Source organism: Cytobacillus sp. FSL H8-0458 (genome assembly GCF_038002165.1).
In the GTDB taxonomy this organism is placed as follows: Bacteria; Bacillota; Bacilli; order Bacillales; family Cytobacillaceae; genus Cytobacillus.
Map to the genome: position 1 here is coordinate 3,988,922 of NZ_JBBOBR010000001.1, position 17,100 is coordinate 4,006,021.

A 17,100-nucleotide genomic window follows, 5' to 3' on the forward strand; every position below is an offset into this window, starting at 1 on the left:
CGAGTTCAGACTCTGACTGGCTCTTTTCTCCACTTTGTGTCCGGAGTTGCACCAGGTTAAGACTCTGACTGGCTCTTTTCTCCACTTTGTGTCCGAAGTTGGACCGGGTTCAGACTCTGACTGGCTCTTTTCTCCTTTCTGTGTCCGAAGTTGGTCTGGGTTCCGACTCTGTTCACCGGATTTAGCTTTTTGTGTCCGAGTCTACTCATGGTTGTATCCATCCCCGCCGCTTTCTTCTTCTCAGGACACCAGCCTCCTTAAAAACTTGTTAATGAAGCTGTTTACCCCAATAAGGTTTGGGTATATGAAAGTATGCAATTCTACAAATTCTTTTAAGGAGTGACAATATTGGACAATAATCGGTACTGGGGCGGATTTGATTATCTTTTGGCCAAACTGCCTGATTTATTACTAGCGGTATTAGTATTATTAGTTGGCTGGATTATTGCAAAAGCAATCGAAAAAGCCGTTCTAAAAGGCCTGCGCAAAACCAGCCTTGATGATAGAGTATTCCCTGATAAAGCAAATAGAAAATATTCATCTGAGAAAATAATCAGCAAGATTATCTACTATCTGCTTTTAGTCTTTGTGTTTATCCTGTTCTTCAATATATTGGACCTCGATATTATCGCTGCACCGCTTGTGGGTATGTTCTCCTCCATAATGGCAGCAGTGCCAAGCATTTTAAAAGCAGCTCTAATTCTATTATTCGCATGGCTAATCGCTACTGGAATCAGCGTGCTGATCAGAAAGAGCGGCAGAACGCTCAAAGTTCATGAAAAGCTGAGCAAATGGAATTTAACAGACAATAAAGAGCAGCCTGCCAATGTTGTTGATAACGTGGCTAAAATTGTATTCTACCTAACCTTGCTGGTATTCCTGCCGGCTGTATTGGGAGCTCTAAACCTGAATGGAATCGCCGGACCGTTCACCGGCATGCTTGAAAGTATCCTGGCCTTTTTGCCTAAGCTTCTTGCAGCAGCTCTGATATTATTTGTCGGCTGGTTTGTTGCAAAAATCGTCCGCGATATTGTAACGAATTTCCTGCAGGCTGTTGGAAGTGAAAAACTGACTGCCAGACTTGGCTTAAACCGATTGTTTGAAGGGACAAGCCTGGCATCTGTGATTGGCTCAGTCGTGTTTGTGCTTATTCTAATTCCAACCGTCATCGCCGCTCTCGAGCGATTGGATATTGAAGGCATTTCTGCACCTGCCATTGCCATGCTGAATGATGTCCTGACGATGCTCCCGAATATTGCTGTAGCTATATTCTTCGTGCTGATTGGAGTTTGGCTCGGAAAATGGGTCCGCAAATTCGTCTCCAGTATACTCGAACGCATTGGATTAAATTCTTACTTCTCCGGTATGGGATTAAACAAGTCTGCTGCAGCAGGCAATGGTTTAAGCTTCTCCCAGGTAATTGGCTATATCGCAGAAGTGATTATCGTCCTGCTGTTTGTGGTGCAGGCTCTTAATATCCTTGGCCTCGACTTCCTGGTTACATTAGCGACAGGTGTAATTGCCTACCTGCCTCATGTGATTGCAGCTCTTGTCATTCTTGGTGTAGGTTTGTGGCTGGGCAGCCTGGTTAAGAAATTGCTGAGCACAGTTCTTCAAGGACCGCATTATAAATTCCTAGCCAACGTCGCTCAGGCAGCCATTATCGCGATTTCAATCTTTATGGCACTTGATCAGCTTGGTCTTGCTGCTTCCATTGTCAATGCTGCGTTCATTCTAACGCTTGGTGCACTTGCACTGGCGTTCGGCTTATCATTTGGTCTGGGAGGGAAAGACTTTGCTGCCAAGTATCTTCAAAAGCTTGATCGTAAAATTGAAGAAACAACCATTAATAAAGATGCCGATACGAAAGCAGTGATGAAAGAAGTCATGCCTGAAATGAAACCAGACAACGCCACTAGCACTGTTGATAAACCGTTTAACCCAACAAGTCCGGATCCATCTATGAATCCGGCAAATGACCCGTTAAATCCGCGCAATAACCGGATGAATGAAAACAATGGGCCGTTGAAATAATAGTGGAAGCACGTCCCTAGTGGGCGTGCTTTTTTATTTTTCCAGGCTTTTTCTCTTCACAAAACCACACAACTTCAGTAAACTATTAATACCAATAAAACCAATGAGAAAGGTCGGAAAAAATGGCAAATACACCGGTTTCGATTCCCCGTCCGCTCGTAAGAACCAATCAATGGTCAATTGTATTAAGTGTTTTAGCTTCGTGGTTTACCGGAGAAGCATGGATTCTTGCCATTCCCCTGCTTGCAGGTGCAATGGGATTATTGTTCGGCTTCAATCCAATTATGCGTACAGCAAGGCATTTTCTTAGAAAGAGTCCTTCTGAGTACATTCCCGAAGACTGGGAACAGCAGCAATTTAATCAGGTGATTGCCGTTGCCTGCCTGGCGCTTGGGCTGATCAGCTTTTTCCTAGGCTGGACAGCTGCAGGGTATGTTTTTACAGCTATGGTCGCTCTTTCAGCATTTATTGCCATTCTGGGATTTTGCATCGGCTGTTTTATCCGCTTTCAGCTTAACCAGTATAAATACCGAAAATCGTAAGGCAGCCATCACGGCTGTCTTTTTCGTTTCCTAATTCACCCAGCTAGTTTCAAAGGACTTTATAAGGGGTACATATTTCATAAGTAAATCATTCTGAGGTGAAAAAATGAAAACTGCCAGTAAGTTTCTTTTAACAAAAGAAGATATGACTAACCCCGATATTGTGCCTGAGTGGGTTATTCAGGAATATAAAACATTTCATGATACAGTTACAGATAAAACCTTCCCGTGCTATTTTGGAATGACTGCAGAAATGCGCGGCGAATTGAGATATGCCTATATTACACAAGAGGACTGGTCTAATCTTCCGGAAGCTCTTGAATCCTTTATCGAGCTCTTTGACGCACCAAAGCTTATTCGCCATGGCCTGTTTGTATTTGTGGAGCCGGAAAAAGATGAAAAGCCGCTTGAACATTACAGAGAATATTTCTGGAATATCCTTCAGTATTTGCATAAGGTTGATACAAAGCCTTGGCCGAAGGATTATCCGACAGATCCGGACCATCATTTATGGGCGTTTTCTTTTGCGGAGGAGCCATTCTTTGTGTTTGGAAATGCGCCTGCATACAAGCAGAGAAAGACGAGGGATTTAGGCAATAGCCTTGTGCTCGGATTCCAGCCGCGCCGCATTTTTGAAGGCCTTGAAGGCACCTCTAAAGGCGGCATCATGTCCAGGGAAAAAGTAAGGGAACGTGTTGAAAAATGGGATGGCCTTCCTACCCATCCAAACATCAGCCACTATGGCGATCCCGAACACCGTGAGTGGAAACAATACTTCATCGGTGATGACATTAAGCCAATTGAAGGGAAATGCCCTTTTCATCATAAATAATTGAAATGCCTTGGGCACAAATTAATTTATGGGATATCCGGGCAGATCTGTGGTCAGCCTAAAAAGTAAAAACTGCATAAATAAGGAACCGTTCTCAGCGATCGGTTCCTTATTTATGTGTAATATATTGATTAATACGGCTGCCAATTGCGGACAGTACTTCTTTGCCGGCTGCCTGATTTTGGAGCCTGTCCACAAGTACCGCAGCGCAGACTGTTTTTCCTTTATGGGTAAATATGGCGCAATCATGCTCTATGCCGGGAAGTTCGCCTGTTTTATTGGCAACCATGACTTTTTCCTCGTCTATCGTGTTGGCAAGTTTATTTTTAAACTGCTGGTTTTCCAATATATACAGTGCTTTTTCAGTATACTTCCCTGATAAAAGCTTTTGCTCTGCCAATGCCTTTATGCCATACACCATATCCCGGGCAGTCGTGGTGTTGTCGATGCCGTTTTTCAGTGCTTCAAAATCCATCATTTTTCTGTTTAATGATGTATTATTAAACCCCAAATCTTTGAAAAGCTGATTGATTTTCTCTATACCGAGCAGCTCAATGATAAGATTAGTCGCTGTATTATCAGACACAATGATCATTAGTGTCATTAGGTCTGTCACCTTGATCTTCAAATCTCTGGCCATGGCCTGCAATACACCCGATCCGCCAACCCGGGCAGAAGCAGTGACTTCCACTTCCTCCTCAAGCTGAAGCAGCCCTTTCTCCGCCTGTAAAAGTCCCGCAAGTAAAATCGGCACCTTTATTAAGCTGGCTGAAGAGAAAATGGCATCGGCATCTTTTTCGATGAAATCATCTTCAGTATGGATATATACAGCAACGCGGCCTTCACAGCAGCTGGCCAATGTAAGAATTTCCGCTTTAAGAGTATGAAAGTCCATTTTATTTCGCAGCCGCTACTTGAGGCCGGTTATGGTCGCCCGTTACTTTTTCATTATATAAATGGCAGGCCACAAAGTGATCCTTCTCAATCTCCTGCCACACAGGCTTCATGGAAGCACAAGCCTCCATCGCATAAGGGCAGCGCGTGCGGAATACGCAGCCGCTTGGCGGATTCATTGGACTTGGGAGCTCCCCTTCCAAAATGATTCTTTCCCGGTTATCCTCGACATCAGGGTCAGGGATGGGAATCGCCGACAACAAGGCCTGTGTATAAGGGTGAAGCGGATTTTTATATAAGTTTTCGCTTGTGGTTAATTCCACTAGATGCCCTAAGTACATAACGCCGATTCTGTCGCTGATATGCTTAACCATTGAGAGATCATGGGCGATAAATAAGTAGGTCAGCCCTTTTTTCTTCTGGAGCCCCTTAAGCAGGTTCACCACCTGGGCTTGTACCGATACATCCAGTGCTGAGATTGGCTCGTCAGCAATAATGAATTCCGGATCCAGCGCCAAAGCGCGGGCAATTCCAATTCTTTGTCTCTGCCCGCCGCTGAATTCATGTGGATAACGGTTAGCATGGTCGCGGTTAAGACCTACATCCTCCAGAAGCTGATAGACCCGCTCGAGGCGCTCCCTCTTATTCGGATATAACCCATGAACCTCCATGGGCTCGGAAATAATCTCCTGTACGGTAGAACGCGGATTCAAGGAAGCATACGGATCCTGAAAAATCATCTGCATCTTCCTGTGAAAAGCAAACCTCTCTTTTTCAGTCATGTTATGGACATTTTTTCCGTCATAAAGGACTTCACCTTCTGTACGGTTATATAAACCAATGATGGTACGCCCTGCGGTTGATTTTCCGCAGCCGGATTCACCGACAATCCCGAATGTTTCTCCCTGTTTGATATGAAAGGAGACATCATCAACAGCCTTCAGGGTTTGTCCTTTTCCCATTGAAAAATGCTTTTTGAGATTGTTGACCTGTAAAAGTGCTTCTTTTGCCATGTTTATTCCCCCGTCTCTTGCCAGTAACGTCTAGCTGCACATAGTTCCTTTTCATAGATGGTATCTTTCAAGTCGATAACTTCGATGCTTTTACCGGTATTTGGAGAATGAAGCAGCTTTCCATCACCATAATAAATGCCTACATGATGGAGTTTGCCTTTCCCTTCTTCATAAGCAAAGAATAATAGGTCCCCTGGTTCAATGGCATCCAGTTCGACCGGCTTCCCTGCTTCCGCCTGATCATGGGCATCACGGGGAATGATCACTCCATTTGCTTTGCACATTGAAAAGCTGAACCCTGAACAGTCATATCCATAGCTGCTCATGCCGCCCCATAGATAGGGAAGGCCTATAAATTGTTCACCCGCAGCAATGATGTCTCTGCCGCTGCCTTTCCGTATAGCCTCAAATGATTCAAAGACCTTTACGTCAGCAGATTTTAAGAATCCTTCTCCTCCAGGTGTCTGAACCTGGATCCACTCGGCTCCTTCTTTTAAGACCGGAAGTACAGTTTGATAACTTAGAATTAGTTCCGGCTCTCTGTCAGTCGAATAGAGAGTTGCTTTTTTGTTCTGGATGACAGCGGCCTTTTCACTATCAAGCTTCCAATCTTCATTCTGAGTCAGCTGGGCCTTCGGCAACCAGCCGGGATACCCTCTCCCGTCCTTTGAAGAAGGCTGGCTCGGGACAACAACATGTACCCATCCATCTCTCTCCTCCAATACAATCACTTCTTCTCCGTACAGAACTTGTGATTGCACAAGATTCCCGTCGCAAAGCTCCAGTCGGGGCTCATAGGTGAGCTTTTCAAGCCAGGCATCCAAATTAACTGGATTAGTGATGGCTTCAAAGTCAATTTCTCTTGATGAATCGCTCGCTGTCCACAAGGTAGCAGCAGGAACCGAAACCAGCCATTTCTGCTTAATTGCCAAACCGAATTCCTCCTTTTTAAAATTGTCAGGATGTCAATTCCTGCTTGTTCACTGCCAATGATACATTCCTGATGCCAAGGCCAGTTTCAGATGGCAGGGTAATTTTGCGGCCGGAATAGCGGATTCCGCCTTCCACAATTTCTTTTGCCATCATCAATGGGGCATCAAAATCAAAGCGGGTTATATTCTTTTTGCTGGCTGCAAAATGGGCTGCGGCCGTAATGCCGATCTTTGTTTCAATCATGCTGCCTACCATGCATTCCATCCCGCATACTTCAGCAAGCTGATTAATGATCTGCGCCTGATAAATGCCGCCTGACTTCATCAGCTTGATATTAATCAGGTCAGCACTTCGCGTTTTAATGACTTCAAATGCCTGCTTCGGGGTAAAAACACTCTCATCTGCCATAATCGGTGTATTAACCGCATCGGTAACCTGCTTAAGCCCCTCTATATCCCAAGCCTTTACCGGCTGTTCGACAAGCTCAATGTTCAAGTCAAGTGCTTCCATTTTTCGGATGGCATAAATAGCATCCTTTGGTTTCCAGCCCTGATTGGCATCCAGGCGGATTTTAATTTTCGATCCTACCCGGGTGCGGATTTCCCGTATTCTCTCTATATCTGTTAAAATATCATCCTTGCCGACCTTTACCTTAAGGACATCGAAGCCTTGCTGAACATAGGAAACCGCATCTTCTCCCATTTCTTCCGGACCATTGACGCTTACTGTATAATCCGTTTCCACCTCATTTTTATGTCCGCCTAAAAATTGGTAAAGAGGCAGTTTGCATTGCTGTGCAAGACAATCGTACAAGGCCATATCCAAAGCTGCCTTTGCACTCGAATTTCCTATTAAAGCGGACTGAATCCCCTGGAATATCTCCTCATAGTTTAGAAGACTCTTATTGATCAGCATTGGCTTTAATACATGATGGATGGCTGACTCTATGCTTGATAGGCTGTCCCCGGTGATCACCACAGTGGGTGGTGCTTCCCCCCACCCGGCTATCCCGTTATCACATGTTACTTTTACAACAAGCGTTTCAGCTGTCTCAACTGTTCTCAAAGCTGTTTTAAATGGTTTTTTCAGTGGTACTGCAGCTCTAAATGTTTCGATCGTGTTTATTTTCATCTATACCACCCTTTTACTTAACTCCGCTTTCAATTGTCAGCTTTTTACCGGCTGCATCCAATTCTGCCCTTACACCTAATGGCACAGAAATATGCGGAGAGCAATGGCCTATATGAAAGCCTTTAACTGCAGGCTTATTCACCCTTTTGATATACGTATCCAGAACTTCATCCAGTTCCAGGGAAAGTTCTCTTTCCGGAACACAATTATTAAAGTCCCCAATGATAAAGCCGGCCGCATCCGAAAGCTTCCCTGCCATATGCAGCTGGTTTAGCATGCGGTCGACCGCACGGGGCTCTTCGTTAATGTCCTCAATAAGCACAAGTTTATCTTTTGTATCAATTTCAAATGGTGTTCCGATTGTACTGGCCATAAGAGACAGATTTCCGCCCGTTAAGACACCCGCGGCACTCCCGTTCACCATCGTCTCCAATTCTGAAATTCCTTCTGGATAGTCAAGAGTGACTGACTCAAATAACTGGTTAAAATATTGCCTGGATAGCGGATCCGCACCCTCTTTGCCAATATCAGAGGCGAGCATCGGCCCATGGAAGGTGACCAATCCTGTTTCCTGGCGGATGGCTGTGTGCAGGAATGTTATATCACTGTATCCCCAGAAAATTTTCGGGTTTTCTTTTATCAGACCGTAGTCGATTTGGGACGCAATTCTCCCGGTTCCATAGCCCCCGCCTGCACAAATGATGGCTTTGACTTCCTTATCCGCAAACATGTTATGTAAATCAGCCAGACGGTCTTCATCCTTCCCGGCCAGGTAACCATATTGATCTGTCACATGCTCGCCCATCTTTACCTTTACACCAAGCTCTTCCAAAAAAGAAAGGGATCGTTTCAGGTTCTCCTGATTGGGCGGGCTTGCCGGTGCTATAATTCCAATCGCATCACCTTTTTTCAGGCGCTGAGGTTTGATTGCCATGCTGTCACATCCTTTTCGTTTTATAGCATTATATGCTCCTTCAGCAAAAGCATTATTTGGGAAATGAAATAATTGTCGAGGATATAAGCTAAATTTCGGGAAAATGTATTATTTTTCGGGAAATAAACTAGAAAAGCGCAGAGCGCCAGCTTATCGGCGACAAGCTTAAGACAAGCGCTGACGGAAGGCGTATTTTGCCTTCAGAAGTGATTGTCCGAAAAACGAAGGCGACTGCTTAGGGACGACAAGCATAAGACGATTACTGTAAGATGGTGTTCTTTCCTTCTGGAAGGAATCGTCTTATGACCTCGAGTCCCTAGGAGCCGCCGTTAGCCAAGCTTAAGACCTCGAGCCGATGGCGCTCGGAGCTAGACAGTTATCAAAGTTCAAAAATCCTTGTTCTGCAAAAAAAATGAGCTTCTGAAAAAAAGGGATGTTCACACGAACACCCCTTTTCCTGTCACTTTCACATCAAGCCGAAGAAGTATTACTTCTTATCTGCCCATTTAAGCTCCAGGTATCCAACCGGATGGCGGACGATTCCTGAAACAGCATCATTGTAGAGATATACCTGGTTGTAGAAATGGATAGGGATAATCGGCATTTCTTCGAATAAGATTTTTTCCGCTTCATACATCAGTTCAAAGCGCTTTGCTTCGTCTGCTTCATTCTTCGCATCTTTGATCAGCTGATCGTACTTCTCATTGCTCCAGCCAGTGCGGTTCATGGAATGTCCTGTCTGGAAGTTTTCAAGGAAGTTGATTGGGTCAGCATAGTCAGCAAGGAATGAGCTTCGGGATAATTGGAATTTAAGCGCTTTTTGTTCTTCAGCGAATACATTCCATTCCATGTTGGCAAGCTTCACTTCAACGCCAAGGTTTTCCTTGAACATTTGCTGAAGAGCTTCTGCGATCTTTTTGTGAGAATCACTTGTGCTGTACGTTAATGTAACTTCAGGAAGTGTTTCATAGCCTTCCTCTTCCATTCCTTTTTTAAGAAGGGACTTGGCTTCTTCTACATTCGTTTGGACAAGATCTCCTGCTGTTTCACGGAAATCCTTGCCATCAGCATCCTTAAATCCATAGGATACAAATCCGTATGCAGGCTTTTCTCCATTCTTTGTTACAAAGTCAACGATTTGCTTCTGGTCCACTGCCATTGCGAAAGCTTTACGGATGTTTTCATTCTGGAATGGCTCCATATTTACGTTAAATCGGTAGAAATAATCACCGGCCTGGTCTTCAACCTTCGCTTCGCCTAATAGCTTTTCACTCAGCTCAGATGGAACAGCCGATACATCAAGCTCTCCGGTTTGATACATTTGGTATTCTGTATTGGTATCGTCAATGATCGCCCAATTAATTTTATCCAGTTTTACATTTTCGGCATCCCAGTACTGATCGTTTTTCTCCATTACAAAGTGGCTGTCATGCTCCCACTCTGTCAGGTTGAAAGGACCGTTGCCCACAAAAGATTCTGCTTCAGCAAACCACTGAGGGTTCTCTGTTGCTACTTTTTCATTGATCGGGAAAAATGCAGGGTTTGTGATTACACTTAAGAAATAAGCCTGCGGACTGACTAAAGTCACTTCAAATGTTTTGTCATCAACTGCTTTTACTTTCACATCATCAGCTGATCCTTCCCCATTGTTATAAGCTTCTCCGCCTTCAATGAAGTAGCCGAGGAAAGCGGCTGAAGAACCTGTATCAGGATTTAAAAGACGCTTCCAGGCAAATTCAAAATCACCTGCTGTTACAGGATCGCCATTTGACCATTTTGCACCTTCGCGGATATGGAATGTATAAGTCTTTCCATCTTCAGAAACATCCCACTTTTCGGCAATGGCTGCTTCTGGCTCATGATTTTGTCCCAGACGTGTCAAACCTTCCATTAAGTTGTTCAGCGCACTCCAGGAAACAGAGTCAAAGCCGATTGGAGGGTCAAACGAAGTCGGCTCCTGGCCATTGTTCAAATAAAGCACTTTTTCAGCACTTTCTTCTTCTTTCTTGCCATCATCCTTGCTGTCTGTTTCTTTGCCTGCATTTTCATTTGCCGTACAGGCTGCCATGACGAATAGCAACACACCTGCAAGCAGCAGAGATAAAAACTTTTTCATTCCTTTTCCCCCTCTTAAAATATATTTCTTTATCTACCAGATGCCTGCCTGACAGCTGATAGAATCATAACTTTCGCCGTACCGGGCCGGCACTGCGAAAGGAAGTACCTACTTTACACCTGCAAGCATTTTCTGTGCCCGCTCATCCTGGAGCCAGCAGTCCACATGATGATCCCGGCTTAAATGCGTTTTATAGGGATAGACCCGGTCACATACCTCCATTGTGTATCCGCAGCGGGCAGCAAATGGGCATCCGGCCGGCGGAGCAAATAAATCCGGCGGGGATCCGCCAATAGGAATAAGATCAGCCCCATCCAGGTCAAGACGCGGAACAGAATTCAGCAGGCCCTTCGTATAGGGATGCTGCGGATTATAGAAGATTTCCCTTCGTTCCCCAGCCTCCACTATTTTTCCTGCGTACATGACTGCGATGCGGTCTGCTACTTGAGCGACAACCCCCAGATCATGGGTGATGATAATGATGGATACACCAGTTTTTTTCTGGATATCTTTAAATAAGTCCAATATTTGCGCTTGGATCGTTACATCAAGTGCTGTGGTGGGCTCATCGGCAATCAGCACTTCCGGCTCGCAGACAAGGGCCATGGCAATCACTATCCGCTGCCTCATCCCTCCGCTGAATTGGTGTGGATAATGCTTCAATCTTTCGGATGGATTTGGTATTCCAACTAAATTCAGCATGTCCAGAGCCTTTTTACGGGCACCCTGCCTTGATACGGTTTCATGCTGCATAATTCCCTCTATAATTTGCTCCCCGATGGTAATCGTAGGGTTTAAAGCCGTCATTGGATCCTGAAAAATCATCGAAATGTCTGCGCCGCGGATATCCCGCATTTCAGACTCTTTTAGTTTTGTCAGGTCCTTCCCTTTAAAAAGAACAGCGCCATCGGCTATTCTCCCGGGTGGGGATGGAATCAGCCGCATGATGCTTTGGGACGTTACACTCTTTCCGCAGCCGGATTCACCGACAATCGCCAGGGTTTCCCCCTTGAAGAGATCAAATGATACACCCCTTACAGCCTGGACTTCCCCGCCATAAGTGGTAAATGTGACATGCAGGTCTTTTACTTCTAGTACTTTCTCCATGCTGCTACCTCCTTAACTTCGGATCGAGGGCATCCTGCAATCCGTCTCCAAGCACATTAAATGAAAACATAGTCAGGGAGATGAAAAAGGCAGGGAAGAACAGGCGCCACCAGTGACCTGATAGAATCGTAGACAGCCCATCATTGGCCATGGAGCCCCAGCTGGCAAAAGGCGGCTGAATGCCTAATCCCAGAAAGCTCAGGAATGCCTCTGCAAAGATGGCCGATGGCACTGTTAATGTCATCTGTACAATGATAGGGCCCATCGTGTTGGGCAGCAGGTTTTTCTTTATAATCCTCGATGTTTTTGTTCCGAAAGTCTTTGATGCCAGTACAAATTCATAGTTCTTGATCTGCAGAACCTGTCCGCGGACAATCCGGGCCATCCCGACCCAGCCCGTTACGGAAAGGGCGAATATAATGGTGAACAAACCAGGTCCCATTACAACACTGATTAAAATAACAACGAGCAAATATGGGAGTCCATACAAAATTTCCACTACCCTCATCATGGCATTATCTGTTCTGCCGCCTTTATAGCCGGCAATACCGCCGTAAATGACTCCAATTGCAAAATCAATCATGGCTGCCACGATTCCAACGAATAAGGATATCCTTGCTCCGTACCATGTTCTTGCGAAAACATCCCGACCTAATTCATCTGTTCCGAACCAATATTTTGAAGACGGTGGAAGGTTCTGATTAGCCAATGACTGCTGGGATACATCATGCGGGGAAATCATCGGGCCGAATATGGCCATAAAGGCTAAAGCAATAAGAAAGAATAGCCCTGCCATCGCCAGCTTATTTTTCAAAAGCCGGCGCCATGCATCCTGCCAATAAGAAAGGCTTGGCCTTACAACTGCTTCCGCTGCATCCTCGTCTTTGGCCTTTGGGACAAACCAATCATCCGGAATATCGGGTGCCAGGTTGCGGTTATCATGCTGTTTGCGCAGTTCCATTAGCTCGCCTCCTTTTTGTGAAGCTTAATTCTCGGGTCTAGAACTCCGTATGCAATGTCCACCAGGAACAGCATAATAATCAAAATGGAGCTGTAAAAAACGGTGGTTCCCATTATGACGGGATAATCACGTGTATTGATGCTTTCTACGAAATACTTTCCCATTCCGGGAATGGCAAATATTTTTTCAATTACAAAGGTTCCTGTCAAAATGCTTGCAGCAAGCGACCCCAATACGGTTACAACAGGCAGAAGGGCATTTCTCAGTGCATGTTTAAAAACAATTTTCACCGGTGACAGGCCTTTAGCCTTGGCCGTCTTGATGTAATCCTGTGTCAGAACTTCCAGCATGCTTGAACGTGTCAGACGGGCGATGATCGCCATGGGTCCTGTCGCAAGCGCCAGAGTCGGCAGAATCATATGCTTTGGGCTTGACCAGGTAGCCACCGGGAGGATTGCCAGATTGACAGCAAGCTGCTGAATTAATAATGTGGCAAGCACAAAGTTCGGCACTGATATTCCCAGAACTGCAATGGTCATCGCTAAATAATCAATAAAGCCATTGTGCCGGAGGGCTGCGATGATTCCGAGGGCAATCCCTGAGAAAACAGCCACAATCAAAGTGACGATTCCCAGTTCAAACGACACCGGGAACCCCCGTCCCAGCATTTCATTAACCGTCTGGGAGGACTTTTTAATAGATGGTCCAAAGTCAAATGTTGCAACTGATTTCAAGTACATCCCATATTGGACATACAGCGGTTCGTCCAAATGATAGAATTTCTCCATATTCCGCTGGACCGCTTCGCTGGTATTTCTTTCTTCATTAAAAGGCGACCCGGGTATGGAGTGCATTAAGAAAAACGTCAGAGTGATAATGAACCAAAGTGTGACGACCATTGCGATGAGGCGTTTTATTATGTATCCAGTCATTCATTAACACTTCCTAACAGAATGTAGTTCTCATGGCCAGCTCAGTCATCACGAGCATAGCCTGGTATGCTTCAAGAATATCTTTAGCCTGATAGCGGACAATGGTTGTATTTTCTTCTATCTCTGCACCAGGCATCAAAGCAGCCCACTCAGCCTGGCCATAGTTGGCAAATTCAATTTTCAATACAGGATTTTCCGGCGGAACAAGCGGCTTGACAAGCTCCTTTTTGCTGAGCGCCTCTGCCGCTTTTTCTCTTAAAAGCTGGCCGGCTTTCGCGGGAGTAAGCGATTTCACAGCAGACCGTGATATCGTCTCTTTTACAACAGCTGTTGTAACATTCGGGATTAATTTCTCTGCTTCCAATGCAGCCTGGTCATCTCCGGCCACCATTAGAATCGGCACGCCATGATAGCCAGCCACATAAGCATTGAAGCCCATTTCTCCAATGGCATGATCATTGATGTACATATGTCTTACACCGAAAATCATAGAGTGGGACATAACACCTTTCATGGAAGCACGTGCATGATATCCAACAAAAATGGCACCGCTAAAGCTTGAATCCAGGCCCTGAACCATTGAATATGGCTTAACATCACCAGTAATCAGCTGTGTCTCAGGGTGCATTCTTTCAATAAGCAGGTTGTTCATTTTGGAGTGGCTGTCATTGACAATCACCTCACTGCAGCCTTCTTCAAAGGCAGCTGTCACCACATGGTTTGCCTCATCAGTCATAATCACCCTGCTGCGTTCATAATTGTGCTTCGAAGAGCCGACATGGGTATGATCAGCAAGACCAGTAATTCCTTCCATATCAACAGATAGATAAAGCTTCATTCAGAATCCCCCAAAATATTATATTATTATAGTTTTCTATATTGCGAATTATTTTGATATTTTCTGTAAATTGAATCAGCAATTTATCTTCTTACTGTTAAATGCAAAAAATCCAGCTATCGGAGATGTTCTCTGATAGCTGGATTTCATCTGCGGAAAACAGAAAAAGCAGCTTTATTTATTCATAATTTGTGTATATTTTATATGGGCGTTTTTAAAGGCAACGATCAGGGCCTTTTGCGAGGAGCCGAAATAGCGGCTTTCGATTTCTTCCATTACCTTGTCTGCTTCCAGTATGGATTTGCCGACAAATATCGATTTAATAAATAATGAGGTTAAATTAATGGTAGATGAACATTCGGCATCTACAATTTCATCAGTTTCCCTGTCGATCACAAGACCGATAAAGAAGCCATTATATTTTTGCATAATCGGATTGTTCAGTGATGTTTTGCTGTCTCCGATGATATAGACGGTATTTTGTCTGTACATGAACTTGCCTCCTGCAGACCGGATATTATATGAGGCGTTTATGAGGTTATCATAAACATTCATTATAATGCATGGCCCGTACCAAAATTGTAATACAACAGAAGCTGTATTACAATCATTTTTCAATACTTTTCTAAATATTTTATCAATTGAATCTGTCCATTAGATGCGGATTCAATTACTTTTGGCCTGCAAGTCTCATTGCATATTCCAGCAGGTCCTCCCCGCTCATGAGCTTGTCTCCTCCACCCTGTGCAAATTGAGGATTCCCGCCGCCTTTGCCGTTAATCTTCTGCAGAAGTTCTGCTGAAAGGCTCTTCATATCAGATTCAGAATCTGCTCCCCTGGCACAGACAAATTGGAGTTTATCGGCGGTTTCATTGATTAGGATAACATCGGCATTTTCAGTTTGGGAGGCGATTAAGCGTGCCAGCTTCTGCAGCTCCTGGATGGATCGCCCCTCAAAGACCTTGCTGATGCACTTCTCCTTTCCGCCTGTGAACATTTCTTTAGCTTCATAAGCTAACAGGGCTTCCTTTGCTGCTTCCAGCTGCTTCTCCAGGTCCTTTCCATTTTCAATCAGGCGGCTGGCCGCTGAAGGCAGGTCCTGCTCTGGTGCATTTAGAAGCTGACTCAGATTCCCGGTAATTTCATGTTTCGTCTGAAGCTGCTTGAGAATCCGGCTGCCGCAGATAAATTGTACGCGGATTTTCTTTTTTTGGCGCTCCCAGTCCAATATTTTTACACCGGCTACCTGGCCGGTTGATGTTGGGTGTGTTCCGCCGCATCCGTTATAATCAAACTCCGGAATGATCACAAGCCGGATATCTTCACTGACAGACAGCTGCTTACGGAGCGGGAATTGGGAAGCTTCCTCTGCACTCACCCACCTGGCTTCAATCGGACGATTTTCAAGAATGATGGCATTAGCCAGTCTCTCCGCTTCCTCTGCGTGCCCGACAGGCAGTTCACTAATTTCCAAGTCAATAGTTAATATTTCTTTGCCTAAATGAAAGCTGACTGTTTTATAGCCGTAAAGCTCTTCAAATGCAGCCGATAATATATGCTGGCCTGCATGCTGCTGCATATGGTCCAACCGTCTGTTCCAATCGATTTTTCCTGATATTTCGGAAATAGAAGGCTCCAATTCTCTTTCTAAATAATGACGGATCTCCCCTTCCGCTTCTTCGACATCCACCACTTTTATGCCATTGAGTGTCCCCTCATCATGAGGCTGTCCTCCGCCAGTCGGATAAAAGGCCGTTTCTTTCAGGACGGCATATATCCCCCTGTCGTCTGCTGCCTGATATACAAGTTCTGTTTCAAATGTTTTGATATATGGGTCTTCATAATAAAGTTTTTTCATAGAGATCAACCTTCCTTGTGCCTGTTCTATTTTTAAAACTACCGATTATCCAGTTACAGGTCAAGCCACCTATCAGTCAAGGGGAAATTATTAGTAATTTTATCCACGCGGTTTATGGGCTTAATGAAAAAGGTATGTACACCAATAGATAAACAAAAATTATTAAGGAGGATGATGAACATGGCAACAAACAAGCATGTTGTAGGTGCATACGATACAGAACAGGAAGCTATTCAAGCGGTTGAAAAGTTAAGAGCAGAGGGATACCGTCCTGAAGATATTTCCGTAATCAGTAAAAATAAGGACGATGTGGATGCCGTTACAGAAGAAACAGGCACAAAAACGGAAGAGGGATTAGCTGCTGGTGCGGCTACTGGCGGTGTTCTGGGAGGATTAACAGGTCTTCTGGCCGGTGTAGGCGCATTGGCGATTCCCGGAATCGGGCCAATTGTGGCAGCAGGACCAATTGCTGCTACATTAACAGGAGCCGCTGTTGGTGCAGGTGCGGGCGGTATTGCCGGAGCACTTATCGGCATGGGCATTCCAGAGGAAGAAGCACATCGCTATGAAGCAGATGTCAAATCAGGAAAAATCCTTGTGTTAGTCGATCCTGATACGAAGTCTGCAGACTTTACTGACGGCTATACAAATACGGACCGTTCCGTTTTAGATGGAGATCGGACGACGTACACAAGCACTGATCCTTTGAACCCTGGCGAGCTTGATCGCGGAACGAATGCTTTTAAGGATAACACCAGAAACAGCAGCGGTGTTTGGACTGATGAGAATCTGGATTTAAACCGTCCGCTGAGCGGAAACCCTGAAGATCTGAGCACAAATGACCGCACGGTTTCGGCCTATAACGATGATGTCGATACCCGCAATCGAGATGCGTATGATTTTAACAATGTCAGGGAAAACCGTAATAACCCTTATAAAGGATAATGGAAAAAGAGCTATTCCCATGTGGGAGTA

General features: G+C 44.9%; 16 protein-coding genes. 4 read left to right on the top strand and 12 right to left on the bottom strand.

Annotation, left to right across the window (positions count from 1 at the left end; translation table 11 throughout):
• Positions 1-348 precede the first annotated feature (348 nt).
• The 3 genes from NYE23_RS20020 to NYE23_RS20030 all read left to right on the top strand — a co-directional run bounded on the left by NYE23_RS20020 (position 349) and on the right by NYE23_RS20030 (position 3,408).
• A complete protein-coding gene (locus NYE23_RS20020) occupies positions 349-2,034 on the top strand; it encodes a mechanosensitive ion channel (RefSeq protein ID WP_341080261.1) in 1,686 nt (561 codons plus the stop codon).
• Positions 2,035-2,156: 122 nt separating this feature from the next.
• Positions 2,157-2,576, top strand: a complete 420-nt coding sequence (locus NYE23_RS20025) for a DUF4395 domain-containing protein (protein ID WP_341080264.1) — start codon at positions 2,157-2,159, stop codon at positions 2,574-2,576.
• A 106-nt stretch (positions 2,577-2,682) separates the two neighbouring features.
• Positions 2,683-3,408: a YqcI/YcgG family protein gene (locus NYE23_RS20030; protein ID WP_341080265.1), complete on the top strand. Its 726-nt coding sequence runs from the start codon at positions 2,683-2,685 to the stop codon at positions 3,406-3,408.
• A gap of 109 nt (positions 3,409-3,517) precedes the next feature.
• On the opposite strand, the gene NYE23_RS20035 is transcribed toward NYE23_RS20030, so the two are convergent.
• From NYE23_RS20035 to NYE23_RS20090, 12 genes are all read right to left on the bottom strand, one after another.
• Positions 3,518-4,303 carry a serine hydrolase gene (locus NYE23_RS20035; RefSeq protein WP_341080266.1) on the bottom strand — a complete coding sequence of 262 codons (786 nt, stop codon included), beginning with the start codon at positions 4,301-4,303 and terminating at the stop codon, positions 3,518-3,520.
• 1 nt (position 4,304) lies between these two features.
• Positions 4,305-5,315 carry an ABC transporter ATP-binding protein gene (locus NYE23_RS20040; protein WP_341080267.1) on the bottom strand — a complete coding sequence of 337 codons (1,011 nt, stop codon included), beginning with the start codon at positions 5,313-5,315 and terminating at the stop codon, positions 4,305-4,307.
• 2 nt (positions 5,316-5,317) lie between these two features.
• Positions 5,318-6,247 carry a C40 family peptidase gene (locus NYE23_RS20045; protein WP_341080269.1) on the bottom strand — a complete coding sequence of 310 codons (930 nt, stop codon included), beginning with the start codon at positions 6,245-6,247 and terminating at the stop codon, positions 5,318-5,320.
• 25 nt (positions 6,248-6,272) lie between these two features.
• Positions 6,273-7,379 carry a dipeptide epimerase gene (locus NYE23_RS20050; protein WP_341080271.1) on the bottom strand — a complete coding sequence of 369 codons (1,107 nt, stop codon included), beginning with the start codon at positions 7,377-7,379 and terminating at the stop codon, positions 6,273-6,275.
• A gap of 13 nt (positions 7,380-7,392) precedes the next feature.
• Positions 7,393-8,313: a S66 peptidase family protein gene (locus NYE23_RS20055; RefSeq protein WP_341080274.1), complete on the bottom strand. Its 921-nt coding sequence runs from the start codon at positions 8,311-8,313 to the stop codon at positions 7,393-7,395.
• A 487-nt stretch (positions 8,314-8,800) separates the two neighbouring features.
• On the bottom strand, positions 8,801-10,429 hold the full coding sequence (locus NYE23_RS20060) for a peptide ABC transporter substrate-binding protein (protein ID WP_341080276.1): 1,629 nt from the start codon (positions 10,427-10,429) through the stop codon (positions 8,801-8,803).
• Positions 10,430-10,537: 108 nt separating this feature from the next.
• Positions 10,538-11,536, bottom strand: coding sequence for an ABC transporter ATP-binding protein (locus NYE23_RS20065; RefSeq protein ID WP_341080278.1), 999 nt, complete (start codon positions 11,534-11,536; stop codon positions 10,538-10,540).
• A 4-nt stretch (positions 11,537-11,540) separates the two neighbouring features.
• Positions 11,541-12,497, bottom strand: a complete 957-nt coding sequence (locus tag NYE23_RS20070; RefSeq protein ID WP_048008727.1) for an ABC transporter permease — start codon at positions 12,495-12,497, stop codon at positions 11,541-11,543.
• Entirely contained in the window at positions 12,497-13,429 is a 933-nt protein-coding gene (locus NYE23_RS20075; protein ID WP_048008726.1) for an ABC transporter permease, read from the bottom strand. Before NYE23_RS20075 ends, NYE23_RS20070 begins: the two co-directional genes overlap by 1 nt.
• Positions 13,430-13,442: 13 nt before the next feature.
• Positions 13,443-14,267: a M55 family metallopeptidase gene (locus NYE23_RS20080; RefSeq protein WP_048008725.1), complete on the bottom strand. Its 825-nt coding sequence runs from the start codon at positions 14,265-14,267 to the stop codon at positions 13,443-13,445.
• Positions 14,268-14,441: 174 nt separating this feature from the next.
• Positions 14,442-14,759, bottom strand: coding sequence for a DUF3870 domain-containing protein (locus tag NYE23_RS20085; protein ID WP_048008723.1), 318 nt, complete (start codon positions 14,757-14,759; stop codon positions 14,442-14,444).
• A gap of 178 nt (positions 14,760-14,937) precedes the next feature.
• Positions 14,938-16,125, bottom strand: a complete 1,188-nt coding sequence (locus tag NYE23_RS20090; protein WP_341080281.1) for an alanyl-tRNA editing protein — start codon at positions 16,123-16,125, stop codon at positions 14,938-14,940.
• Between the two features lie 180 nt (positions 16,126-16,305).
• Between NYE23_RS20090 and NYE23_RS20095 the strand changes: the two genes are divergently transcribed.
• A complete protein-coding gene (locus NYE23_RS20095) occupies positions 16,306-17,070 on the top strand; it encodes a general stress protein (protein ID WP_445662607.1) in 765 nt (254 codons plus the stop codon).
• Positions 17,071-17,100 lie beyond the last annotated feature (30 nt).

Bases quoted from the DNA above. Each gene is read 5' to 3' on its own strand.
- NYE23_RS20055 (WP_341080274.1), bottom strand. From the start codon at position 8,313: ATGGCAATCAAACCTCAGCGCCTGAAAAAAGGTGATGCGATTGGAATT.
- NYE23_RS20040 (WP_341080267.1), bottom strand. From the start codon at position 5,315: ATGGCAAAAGAAGCACTTTTACAGGTCAACAATCTCAAAAAGCATTTT.
- NYE23_RS20070 (WP_048008727.1), bottom strand. From the start codon at position 12,497: ATGGAACTGCGCAAACAGCATGATAACCGCAACCTGGCACCCGATATT.
- NYE23_RS20090 (WP_341080281.1), bottom strand. From the start codon at position 16,125: ATGAAAAAACTTTATTATGAAGACCCATATATCAAAACATTTGAAACA.
- NYE23_RS20075 (WP_048008726.1), bottom strand. From the start codon at position 13,429: ATGACTGGATACATAATAAAACGCCTCATCGCAATGGTCGTCACACTT.
- NYE23_RS20060 (WP_341080276.1), bottom strand. From the start codon at position 10,429: ATGAAAAAGTTTTTATCTCTGCTGCTTGCAGGTGTGTTGCTATTCGTC.
- NYE23_RS20025 (WP_341080264.1), top strand. From the start codon at position 2,157: ATGGCAAATACACCGGTTTCGATTCCCCGTCCGCTCGTAAGAACCAAT.
- NYE23_RS20095 (WP_445662607.1), top strand. From the start codon at position 16,306: ATGGCAACAAACAAGCATGTTGTAGGTGCATACGATACAGAACAGGAA.
- NYE23_RS20050 (WP_341080271.1), bottom strand. From the start codon at position 7,379: ATGAAAATAAACACGATCGAAACATTTAGAGCTGCAGTACCACTGAAA.
- NYE23_RS20030 (WP_341080265.1), top strand. From the start codon at position 2,683: ATGAAAACTGCCAGTAAGTTTCTTTTAACAAAAGAAGATATGACTAAC.
- NYE23_RS20065 (WP_341080278.1), bottom strand. From the start codon at position 11,536: ATGGAGAAAGTACTAGAAGTAAAAGACCTGCATGTCACATTTACCACT.
- NYE23_RS20085 (WP_048008723.1), bottom strand. From the start codon at position 14,759: ATGTACAGACAAAATACCGTCTATATCATCGGAGACAGCAAAACATCA.
- NYE23_RS20035 (WP_341080266.1), bottom strand. From the start codon at position 4,303: ATGGACTTTCATACTCTTAAAGCGGAAATTCTTACATTGGCCAGCTGC.
- NYE23_RS20080 (WP_048008725.1), bottom strand. From the start codon at position 14,267: ATGAAGCTTTATCTATCTGTTGATATGGAAGGAATTACTGGTCTTGCT.